This is a genomic window from Candidatus Accumulibacter phosphatis (assembly GCF_012939955.1).
GTDB classification, from domain to species: Bacteria; Pseudomonadota; Gammaproteobacteria; order Burkholderiales; family Rhodocyclaceae; genus Accumulibacter; species Accumulibacter delftensis.
In genome coordinates this window covers 80,364-90,845 of record NZ_SPMY01000053.1, presented here as the reverse complement: position 1 = coordinate 90,845, position 10,482 = coordinate 80,364, and the positions used below count along the sequence as shown (strand labels likewise).

Sequence of the window (10,482 nt, the reverse complement as noted above, 5' to 3'; positions counted from 1 at the left end):
AACGGGTCATGACACGTGGAGACCACCCAAATCATGAAAGTCCATGACCGTTTTCCCTCTTCCCCCTGCCCCTTCTCCCGCAAGGGAGAAGGGAGTTTCGTGAGTCGCTTGCGCGACTTTCACATTAACGGATGATCTCCGGCCTGGTGTCCAGCCTCGGCGAACTGGGGCCACTGGCGCTGCTGGCCGGCCTGTTCGTTCTGACTTCGCTTTTCAGTCAGTTCATTTCCAACACCGCGACGGCGGTCCTGGTGGCGCCCATTGCGATGGGCGCGGCAACAAGCATGCAGCTCTCCCCCCTACCCTTTCCTGATGCCTGTTGCCCTCGCCGCCTCGACAGCGTTCTCGACGCCCATGCCTTCGCCGGTGAACACCCTGGTTCTCGGACCTGGCGGCTACCGCTTCAACGACTTCGTGAAAATGGGAGTACCCCTGCAACTACTGGCCATGGTGCTGACCCTGCTTGCCGTACCGCTATTATTTCCCCTGCATTGACCTCTTTCACGGCCAGCGTTCTCGGCCACCCTGACGCCGGTAGTCAACCATCCAAGCCATCCAAGCATTCGACGACTGCACAACTCGATCCCGCCAGCGACAGTTCGCCGCCCGGGAGCGGCTCCGCTTTCGCGCCAGGAGCCGGCTGTGCGATTACTTGCCAGCTTCGCACCTCCGATGAACATCGCCCCTGGGAGACTGACCATGGCCGAATACTGCGCACACCTTCTCTGGCTCCGTGGCGAGCAGGATTTCCTGGACAACCGCTATAGCCGCCGGCACCTGCTGCGCTTCGATGGCGGTCTGGAAATCCCCGCTTCGTCGTCGCCGCACGTCGTGCCGGTACCCATGTCCGACCCGGCAGCGGTGGATCCCGAAGAAGCTTTCGTCGCTTCGCTGGCGAGTTGCCACATGCTTTGGTTTCTTTCAATCGCCGCCCGGCGCGGCTTCTGCGTCGATCGCTACGCCGACAACCCGGTCGGCGTGATGGCAAAAAATGGCGACGGCAAGCTGGCAATCACCGTTGTCACCCTCAAGCCCGAGGTGGCATTCTCGGGTGATCGCCAGCCTGCGCGCAACGAGCTGGCGCAGATGCACCACCGGGCGCACGCGGAATGCTTCATCGCCAACTCGGTGAGATCCGAAGTGCGTTGCGAACCGGTGCTTGCCGCGCCAACAAACTGACGGTCATGACTGTGGAAGTCCTGACCGTCTCCCTTCACTTGCCGTGCGCATTCCGGCTTGCACGCCGGAATCGTTCGCCGGGCAGGGAGCATGCTCCCTCAATTCCCCGCCTCGCCAGTGCAGCGCGCGCCGCTACCCGGGCAGGACGCCGGTCAGCGCTTCGAGCAGGAGCCCGTCCACCACTTTCGCCAGCGCAGCCCCCAGGCGTGCATGCTGGTCGGCGTCGAGATGCACCCCGTCGATCTGGCTGACTTCTGCCACTGTTCCAGCATCAAAAAAGTGACAACCAAGCGTGTCGGCCACCTCGCGGCAAGCAGCGGCGTGGCCAATACATTTGCGATCGCCACCCACGAACTTCGGCGCGATCGTCCCTCGCGGTTCCTGCTGCGGCGGCGGTGCGACGAGGAGAATCGGCGCCACCGGCATGTCCGGTTCGATCGGCGCCTGGCGAATGGCATTGACCAGGGCGCCGAGCCCCTGCGCCGAGTGCCAGGCGTTGTGTGGGTGCATCGACTGAAAATCGTTGCTGCCGAGCATCACGATCACCAGCGCTAGCGGCGAATGGCTCTCGATGCGCTGGGCGAGACCGTCGATGCCCTTGCGCCCGGGCTTGAAGGGATCGTCCCAGACGGTTCGGCGACCGTTGAGGCAGTCCTCGATGACACGCACCCGGCGGCCGGCGGTGTTGAGCGCGGTTTCCATCACCCCCGGCCAGCGCTCGTCGAAACGCAGGCGACGCCGTGTTTCCGGAATGAGCCCCCAGGACAGGGAATCGCCGTAGAGAAAAATCTGCTGCATCGGAAGCACTCCTCGAGTGTGTCATCGAGGAAGGAGCTTGCCATCTGCCGCCGCGATCGGCAAGCATCGGTGCGCGGCGACGGCGCTCGGGCGAGCCCGCCGCCGCACAGCGCATGCGCCCTTGCCTACTGCATCGAGTGCAAGCCGATGATGTTGCCTTCTGTGTCCTGAACCAGCGCGATATGGCCGTACTGACCGATTGCCATCTTCGGCTGGATGACCCGACCACCCGCTTCGACCGCGCGTTCGGCTTCGTTGGCGGCATCCTCGCAGTTGAAATAGACCATCGTGCCGCCCTTTCCCGGAGCGTTCATCGGGTGCCGCACCAGCGCCCCGGCAGCACCGCCGCCGCCCTCGACCCAGGAAAACGCATACATTTCGCCCTCCTCGCCGATTTCCGGCAGCGCCGTCAGCTCACGACCGAAAACCGCCGTGTAGAAGTCGCGCGCGCGGGTCATGTCGGAAACGTAGATCTCGAACCATCCGACGGGATTCGCTACTTTGTCCATGCTGATACTCCTCGGTTTGTCATTCGAAAAGGATGGCGATGCGCTGCCGGTGGAAAGCCAGTACGCGCCTGCGAATACTGGCTCAGAAGCGATGCAGCAGGACTTCGGCGACAAAGCGGCTGCCCATATAGGCCAGCAGCAGCACCAAAAACCCGGCCAGCGTCCAGCGTAGCGCAATGCGGCCGCGCCAGCCGTAGATGCGACGGCCGACCAGCAGGGCGGCAAAGATCGCCCATGAGGCGAAGGCGAACAAGGTCTTGTGGTCGAGAACCATGGCCTTGCCGAAAATGGCTTCGGAGAACATGACGCCACTGAGCAGGGCCACGGTGAGCAGCAGAAAGGCGACCGTGATCATGCGAAAAAGCAGCGCTTCCATGGTCAGGATCGGCGGCAGGCTGGTCAGGCTCTTGGTAACCGCCCGCTGATGCAACTTGCGCTCGGCGAAGCCCATGAAGATGGCGTGCAATGCGGAGAGGGTGAACAGGCTGTAGGCCAGCATCGCGGTGAGAAAATGCAGTTGGAAACCCCAGGCGCCAGCGTGCGCAATGACGCGTAGTTGTGGAAACACTGCCGGCGCCAGCGCGCCGAGCGCGGCCAGTGGCAGGACCATCGGCTGCAACCCGTCCATGCGTGAGTGGAAGCTTTCCAGCCAGTAGATGAGGACGGCCAGCCAGAGCATCAACGACATCGCGAAACTGAACGAGAAGCGCATGCCACCGGCAGCGAACAGCCCCTGGTAAAGCCCGAAACCCTGGACCACCAAGGCCACGAAGAGGACTCCGCGTTCCCAGCCCTGCATCGGCAGGGTGACCAGTGGGCGGTCGCTTTCACGCCAGCGCGTATGCCAGAAATGCACGCCCATCGCCGCGTAAATCAGCGATGAAACGATGTGCGGGAGAAGCTGCAGTAGAATGTCTGGCATTTTTTTGAGTTTACACCAAGCTGGAATCCAAATGCTCGACAACCTGACCCAACGTCTTGCCCGCGTCATGAAGACGCTGCGCGGTGAAGCGCGCCTGACCGAAGCCAATATTGGCGACGCGCTACGCGAAGTTCGCCTCGCTTTGCTCGAAGCCGACGTCGCTTTGCCTGCCATCAAGGAACTGATCGCCGCTGTGCGCGAAAAAGCGATCGGTGAAGAAGTGATCGGCTCGCTGAGCCCCGGGCAGGCCCTGATCGGCGTCGTCCACCGCGAATTGACGAAACTGATGGGCGAGGAGCACGCGGGCCTGAATATGGCCACGCAGCCGCCGGCGGTGATGCTCATGGCCGGCCTGCAGGGTGCCGGCAAGACGACCACCGTCGGCAAGCTGGCCAAGATGTTGCGCGAGACGCAGAAGAAGAAAGTGCTGGTGGTTTCCTGCGACGTTTACCGTCCGGCCGCCATCGAACAGTTGAAGACCGTCGCCGCGCAGGCGGGCGTGGACTTCATGCCTTCGACGCCGAGCGAGAAGCCGGTCGAGATCGCGCGCAACGCGCTCGACTGGGCGAAGCGGCACTTCCACGACGTACTGCTGGTCGACACCGCCGGCCGGCTGGCAATCGACGAGGCGATGATGCAGGAGATCGCCGAGCTGCACGCGGCGGTCAAGCCGATCGAGACACTGTTCGTCGTCGATGCCATGCTCGGTCAGGACGCCATCAATACCGCCAAGGCCTTCAGCGAAGCGCTGCCGCTGACCGGCATCATCCTCACCAAGCTCGACGGTGACGCGCGCGGTGGCGCGGCGCTGTCGGTGCGGCACGTCACTGGCAAACCGATCAAATATGCGGGCGTCGGCGAGAAACTGACCGGGCTCGAAGCGTTTCACCCGGAGCGTATGGCGTCGCGAATCCTCGGCATGGGCGACGTACTGTCGCTGATCGAAGACGCCAGGAAGGGCATCGACGAGCAACAGGCGGTCGACTTCGCCAAGAAGCTGAAGTCAGGAAAAGGCTTCGACCTCAACGACTTCAAGGGCCAGATCAGTCAGATGCGCAAGATGGGCGGCCTGTCGTCGATGATGGAGAAGCTGCCGGCGCAGTTTTCGCAAGCGGCCGGACAGTTGCCGGCCGGCGGCGAGGAGAAGGCGGTGGCACGCATCGAAGGCATCATCAACTCGATGACGCCGAGCGAACGGATCAACCCGGAGTTGCTCAAGGCCGCGCGCAAGCGGCGCATCGCGCTCGGTGCCGGGGTTCAGGTGCAGGAAGTCAATCGCCTGCTGAAGCAGTTCGAGCAGACGCAGAAAATGATGAAGCAGTTCTCCAAGGGCGGCATCGGCCAACTCATGCGCGGCCTGAAGGGGATGATGCCGGGGATGCGCTGAACGCCAACTCAGGCGATTTCTGTCAAATAACCGACCATCCTGCTTGTCTTTTCGCCCGTTTTCTGTGTTGCGACAACAGTTACATAGTTCGACTATGCGCCTGTTGTCGCGCCTTGAAGACGACCGAAAATCCGGCGCAATCTGGTACGTTCTTTTCCGGCAATCGCCTCAGCGTAGCGCCAGCGCGCTCCGGGTGTACTTCCACTGCTTGTCCCAGGCGGCACGCACCATGTTCGGATAGGCGGCCTGACCGAGACTGCCGTTGTAACGGCCGAGCGCGCGGTAGAGATCGCCGCGCTCGATGTCGAGGTAGTGGCGAAGGATGGTGCATCCGTAGCGCAGATTGGTGCGCAGATGGAACAGGTTGTCGTCGCTGCGTCCGACCAGTTTGACCCAGAAGGGCATCACCTGCATGAAGCCGCGCGCACCGGCGCTCGATACGGCGTACTTCTTGAAGCCGCTTTCGACCTGGATCAGACCAAGAACCAACTGCGGGTCAAGACCGGCGCGCGTTGCTTCGTAGTGCACCGAGCGCAGGAATTCGAGCCTGGCGACCGGGTCGGGAATGCGCTTGGCGAGGCGTCCCGACATCTCGGCGAGCCAGTCGGTGGCGACCGCAGAATCCTCGAAAGAGCTGTGCTGCGGCGCGCGGTCGGAAACCGAGCGTGACAGCGCGCCATGCACACTGGCTGAGAGCGGTTCGTACTTCTGCGCACCGGCGAGTGCCGCGAGTGGTGCAAACAGCAGGGCCACCAGCACTGCCAGCGGCAGCGCGGGCAGCAACGGAAAACGCGTCAGGGAGCGGCGCACAGCCTGGCTTTCAGGAAGGGGCCGATCTCGGCCAGCGGCAGCATCTGCGACTCGCTGTCGCCACGGCCCTTGTACTCGAGCTTGCCCTCGGCGAGGCCGCGGTCGCCAACGACCACCCGGTGCGGGATGCCGATCAGTTCCATTTCCGCAAACATCACACCCGGACGCTCGTTACGGTCGTCGAGCAGCACGTCGATACCGGCGCCGCCCAGTTCGGCGTAAAGAGCATCGGCCGCGGCCTTGACGGTTTCGCTCTTGGCATAGCCCATCGGCACGATACAGACTTCGAATGGGGCAATCGTCGCCGGGAAGCGGATACCACGTTGATCGTGCCCCTGCTCGATGGCCGCCCCAACGATGCGCGTGACGCCGATCCCGTAACACCCCATTTCCATGATCCTGCTCTGGCCGCTCTCGTCGAGAAAGCTGCATTTGAGCGCCTCGGCGTACTTGGTACGCAGCTGGAAGATATGCCCCACCTCGACGCCACGGCAGAGTTCCAGGCAGCCTTTGCCGTCAGGAGACGGGTCGCCGGCGACGACGTTCCTGAAATCGGCGACCAGCGTCGGCGCTGTGATGTCGCGGCCAAAATTCACGCCTGTCAGGTGGTAGCCGGCTTCGTTGGCGCCGCAAACGAAGTCGCCCATCACGGCAACGCTGCGATCAACGTAAATCGCTACCTCACCAACCGCCACCGGACCGAGATAGCCGGGCTGACAGCCCAGTGCGGCAATAATCTCGTCTTCCCGCGCAAAGCGAAACTCGCCGAGGTGCTTGGCCGCTTTCACTTCGTTGAGGTTGTGGTCGCCGCGCAGAAGAATCATCGCCAATTGCCCGGGACTTTCGGCCTCCGCGGCCTCCGGGTTGAGGACGATGGCGATCACCTTCACCGTTCGAATCAGCGGCAAGCCGAGAAACTCGGCGACGTCGGCACAGGTGATGCGGCCCGGCGTGGCGACCTTCAGCAAAGTCTCCGCCGCAGGCGGACGCGCAACCGCCGGAGCAAGGGCTTCCGCCAGTTCGACATTGGCCGCGAAATCCGAATCCGGGCAATAGGCCAGTGCGTCCTCACCGGAATCGGCCAGAACGTGGAACTCGTGCGATCCCGTACCACCGATCGAGCCGGTATCCGCGGCAACAGCGCGGAATTTCAGTCCCAGGCGAGTGAAGATGCGCGTATAGGTTTCAAACATGTTGCAGTATTCGCGCTGCAGGTCTTCGAAACTGCTGTGGAAGGAATAACCGTCCTTCATCAGGAACTCGCGGCCACGCATGATCCCGAAGCGCGGCCGAATTTCGTCGCGGAACTTGACCTGCACCTGGTAAAAGTGAAGCGGTAGCTGGCGGTAGCTCTTGACGTCCTTGCGCACAACGTCGGTAATCACTTCTTCGTGCGTCGGGCCAATGACGAAATCACGCTGGTGGCGATCCTTGCAGCGCAGCAACTCGGGACCGTACTTCTCCCAGCGACCGGATTCCTGCCACAGCTCGGCCGGTTGCACCGCCGGCATCGACAATTCGATCGCCCCGGCACGATCCATTTCCTCGCGCACGATCCTCTCCACCTTGCGCAGCACGCGCAAGCCCAGCGGCATCCAGGTGTAGATCCCGCCAGCGAGCCGCTTGATCATTCCGGCGCGCACCATCAACTGGTGGCTGATCACCTCGGCGTCGGAAGGCGCCTCTTTGAGCGTCGCCAGAAAAAAACGGGAAGTGCGCATGAGAATCCGCTGAAAAAGGAAGGAAACGGCGATTTTACTCGACAGATGGCCAATCGGCGACGCCAATTGCGCACGCAGGCACGGGCCACTACCGCCAGCGAGCAGGTGGCCAGCGCCCGCACGAGCGCTGAGTTCGGGTGGGCAGCGCGCCTGTCGCGGACAGACCTTTGATCTAATTACGCCGACGCCTGCCCGTGCTGCAGCTTGCTGGCGACGACGGGTCGGCAGGCGCTACCGTACTGAGAGCGCGGCGTAACGCACGGCACTTGGCGTATACGCTCCTTTTCAAGGGCTTGGAATTGTGGAAAAATGCAGGCAATCAATCGAATTGCAGGATCTATAAATGCTTGATCGTGAAGGCTATCGCCCGAACGTCGGCATCATTCTTTGTAATACCAAGAACGAGGTGTTCTGGGGCAAGCGAATCAAAGAGCATTCATGGCAGTTTCCGCAAGGCGGCATCAAGCGGGGCGAAACGCCGGAACAGGCGATGTACCGTGAGTTGCATGAAGAGGTAGGTTTGCTGCCGGAGCATGTGTTTATCCTTGGTCGCACCAAAGACTGGTTGCGTTACGACGTTCCGACGCACTGGGTACGACGCGAATGGCGTGGCAGTTACCGGGGCCAGAAGCAGATCTGGTTTCTGCTGCGCTTGGTCGGGCGCGACAACGACGTTTCCTTGCGCGCCTGCGACCATCCCGAGTTCGACGCCTGGCGCTGGAATCATTACTGGGTTTCACTTGACGCGGTCATCGAATTCAAGCGCCGGGTCTACGAGCAGGCATTGAATGAATTGGCCCGTTTCCTGAACGCCGACCACCGGCAGACGCGCCGCTCAGCCACGCCGAGCGCGCAGCGTTCAACTTTGGCGATTGAGGCGACAGACGAGAAATGAAAAACACCTTCCCGGAACTGACGCGAAGCACGCCACCCAGTCGTCCGCAATGGATCTCACGCCTCGCATGCTGGCTTTTTCCCCTCGCCGCGCTACTCCCGTCGCCGGCCTTGTCGGCCAGCGACGAGGGTGGCGATGGCGACTCCGCAAAGCAGCACGCAGAGACCAGCGAAGTCCAATTTCCCGCGTTTCCGCAAACCGAAAACCTGATCCCCTTCGTGGTCAGTGCGACCGCCGACAGCAAATTCATGATCGACAGCGAGTCACTATCGGTCACGCCCGATCGCGTCGTCTACTACACCCTGGTAATCGTAAGCTCTGCCGGCGCGCGCAACGTCAGTTACGAAGCGATCCGCTGCGCGACCGCCGAGCGCCGTGTCTACGGCTTTGGTCGCTCCGATGGCACCTGGTCCAAAGCCCGTGGCGATCAGTGGCTACGAATCGAGGAAAGAACGGTCAACCGGCAGCATGCGGCACTTTTTGGCGAGTATTTCTGCACCCTTGGCACCAGCCTGCGCGATGCCGACGACGCACGCCGAATTCTCCGTTCTGGCGGCAATCGGCCCTAGCGCTCACTGATTTCTTGAACTCGCAGCGCAACAACCGGAACAGCAAAGGCCGCGCATGATCACTGACCGCATCGTCATCGAGTTCGACAAGGCTCTGCGCACCCTTTTTGCGCCAGCGCCGACCACACGCAAGATACCCGGCTGCGAGCAAGCAGAAGCGATCCTGTCCGAAAAAGAGCGCGCGCACGCAGAAGCGCTGATGCGCATCAACCATGTCGGAGAGGTCTGTGCACAGGCGCTATACCAGGGCCAGGCGCTGAGCTGCAGCGATCCGGAAGTCAGGCAAGCGCTACAACAAGCCGCTTATGAAGAAACAGAACACCTAGCCTGGACCGAGCGCCGCCTCGCTGAATTACGCGGGCGTACGAGCCTGCTGAACCCGCTGTGGTACCTCGGCGCACTGTCGATCGGATTTGGCGCAGGCAAGCTGGGCGATACCTGGAGCCTCGGCTTTCTTGCCGAGACGGAGAGACAGGTCGAGGCACACCTCGACCATCATCTCAGCGATCTCCCGTGGCATGACCTCAAGTCACGCGCGATTGTCGAGCAAATGCGCCTCGACGAGATTTCACACGCCGCAACGGCCGTACGCCTCGGCGCTCGCGAACTACCAGCCGCCGCAAGGCTGGCCATGCAACTGGTATCGCGAACCATGACTCGCACGGCCTACTACGTTTAATGTGCAGGTCGCGCAAGCGACTCACGAAACTCCCTTGCCCTCTCGCGAGAAAAGGGTCGGGGGGTGAGGCGGGCGGGGAGAATGCTCCCCGCCCGGCGAACGATTCCGGCGTGCAAGCCGGAATGCGCACTGCAAATCGAAGAGGGCAGTCATGACTTTCATGATCCGGGGCCTCTCGACAGGCCATGACGGCTAGGCCGGATAGTGCCGCGCTCGACGGTTTTCGTAGGCTGGGGACCCCGTCCCTGGGCAGTCCAGAAGACCGGCCTCAATCTTCGATGATTTCGAAATCGTGCGTTATTTCGGCAGTCTTTCCGAGCATGCTGGTGGCCGAACAGTATTTGTCCTTCGACAACTCGATGGCGCGCGCCACCGCTTCGGACTTGAGCTGCTTCCCGGTCACGCGAAAGTGGAAATGAATGCGGGTAAACACCCGCGGCTCGACATCCGCACGCTCGGCCTGCAGGCTGACCTCGACGCCTTTGACCGCGTGTCGCCCTTTTTTGAGAATCAGGACCACGTCAAAGGCCGCACAACCACCGGCACCAGCAAGCATTAGCTCCAGCGGACGCGGCGCCAGATTGCGGCCACCCGCCTCAATCGCACCGTCCATAACGACCGTATGATTGGTTCCCGTTTCAGCTATGAACGACATTCCATCGCCGGTCCACTTCACTTTACAGTCCATGCACTACCCTCCCCTTGTTTCCCGACGGGCATGACGACGTGTCAGACCCCGACCGCCAAAACCTGCCCTGCGCCCACCACTATTGTAGCCGCAAGGCCCCTACTGCAGGCAGCTCATGAGAATGCTGCGTCGCAGCATCTTTACTGAGCAGCAACACCAAACAAGCGCGCCAGAATGATTGCATATTGTGTAACACATATACTATATACACAGCAAGCCGTTCGATTAATGTCACTTTCATTCGTCAAACGACCCCTTGTCGTGGACGCCGTGAAAAACATGGCGCAGCGCACAAATAATACTTGACCTTTACACTCGGGTGCGC

Annotated in this window: 11 protein-coding genes and 1 pseudogene; 6 read left to right on the top strand and 6 right to left on the bottom strand. The window is 61.7% G+C overall.

Features of this window, described 5'->3' with window-relative positions; translation table 11 throughout:
• Window positions 1-134: 134 nt before the first annotated feature.
• Window positions 135-495: pseudogene (locus E4Q23_RS17650) on the top strand (SLC13 family permease); the annotation flags it as partial.
• Window positions 496-699: 204 nt separating this feature from the next.
• Window positions 700-1,179: an OsmC family protein gene (locus E4Q23_RS17645; protein ID WP_169067852.1), complete on the top strand. Its 480-nt coding sequence runs from the start codon at window positions 700-702 to the stop codon at window positions 1,177-1,179.
• Window positions 1,180-1,311: 132 nt separating this feature from the next.
• On the opposite strand, the gene E4Q23_RS17640 is transcribed toward E4Q23_RS17645, so the two are convergent.
• The 3 genes from E4Q23_RS17640 to E4Q23_RS17630 form a co-directional block, all read right to left on the bottom strand.
• A complete protein-coding gene (locus E4Q23_RS17640) occupies window positions 1,312-1,977 on the bottom strand; it encodes an SGNH/GDSL hydrolase family protein (RefSeq protein ID WP_169067851.1) in 666 nt (221 codons plus the stop codon).
• A 125-nt stretch (window positions 1,978-2,102) separates the two neighbouring features.
• Window positions 2,103-2,486: a VOC family protein gene (locus E4Q23_RS17635; protein ID WP_169067850.1), complete on the bottom strand. Its 384-nt coding sequence runs from the start codon at window positions 2,484-2,486 to the stop codon at window positions 2,103-2,105.
• A gap of 82 nt (window positions 2,487-2,568) precedes the next feature.
• Window positions 2,569-3,408 (bottom strand): cytochrome C assembly family protein, encoded by an 840-nt coding sequence (locus E4Q23_RS17630; RefSeq protein ID WP_169067849.1) that lies wholly within the window; start codon window positions 3,406-3,408, stop codon window positions 2,569-2,571.
• 31 nt (window positions 3,409-3,439) lie between these two features.
• Between E4Q23_RS17630 and ffh the strand changes: the two genes are divergently transcribed.
• Complete coding sequence (ffh, locus tag E4Q23_RS17625) at window positions 3,440-4,795, top strand: signal recognition particle protein (protein ID WP_169067848.1); 1,356 nt, start codon at window positions 3,440-3,442, stop codon at window positions 4,793-4,795.
• Between the two features lie 168 nt (window positions 4,796-4,963).
• On the opposite strand, the gene E4Q23_RS17620 is transcribed toward ffh, so the two are convergent.
• Window positions 4,964-5,593: a lytic transglycosylase domain-containing protein gene (locus E4Q23_RS17620; protein WP_423753359.1), complete on the bottom strand. Its 630-nt coding sequence runs from the start codon at window positions 5,591-5,593 to the stop codon at window positions 4,964-4,966.
• Window positions 5,590-7,326, bottom strand: a complete 1,737-nt coding sequence (locus E4Q23_RS17615) for a proline--tRNA ligase (protein ID WP_169067847.1) — start codon at window positions 7,324-7,326, stop codon at window positions 5,590-5,592. Before E4Q23_RS17615 ends, E4Q23_RS17620 begins: the two co-directional genes overlap by 4 nt.
• 343 nt (window positions 7,327-7,669) lie before the next feature.
• On the opposite strand from E4Q23_RS17615, the gene E4Q23_RS17610 reads away from it, so the two are divergent.
• Genes E4Q23_RS17610 through coq7 form a run of 3 tightly spaced genes read left to right on the top strand, consistent with a single transcriptional unit; the run spans window position 7,670 to window position 9,469 of the window.
• Window positions 7,670-8,221, top strand: a complete 552-nt coding sequence (locus tag E4Q23_RS17610; protein ID WP_169067846.1) for an RNA pyrophosphohydrolase — start codon at window positions 7,670-7,672, stop codon at window positions 8,219-8,221.
• The gene (locus tag E4Q23_RS17605; protein ID WP_169067845.1) at window positions 8,218-8,790 is read left to right on the top strand and encodes a CNP1-like family protein; all 573 of its coding nucleotides are present in this window, start codon (window positions 8,218-8,220) and stop codon (window positions 8,788-8,790) included. The genes E4Q23_RS17610 and E4Q23_RS17605 overlap by 4 nt, the downstream gene beginning before the upstream one ends.
• 58 nt (window positions 8,791-8,848) lie before the next feature.
• Window positions 8,849-9,469, top strand: a complete 621-nt coding sequence (gene coq7 / locus E4Q23_RS17600) for a 2-polyprenyl-3-methyl-6-methoxy-1,4-benzoquinone monooxygenase (protein WP_169067859.1) — start codon at window positions 8,849-8,851, stop codon at window positions 9,467-9,469.
• Between the two features lie 268 nt (window positions 9,470-9,737).
• On the opposite strand, the gene E4Q23_RS17595 is transcribed toward coq7, so the two are convergent.
• A complete protein-coding gene (locus E4Q23_RS17595) occupies window positions 9,738-10,157 on the bottom strand; it encodes an OsmC family protein (protein ID WP_169067844.1) in 420 nt (139 codons plus the stop codon).
• Window positions 10,158-10,482 lie beyond the last annotated feature (325 nt).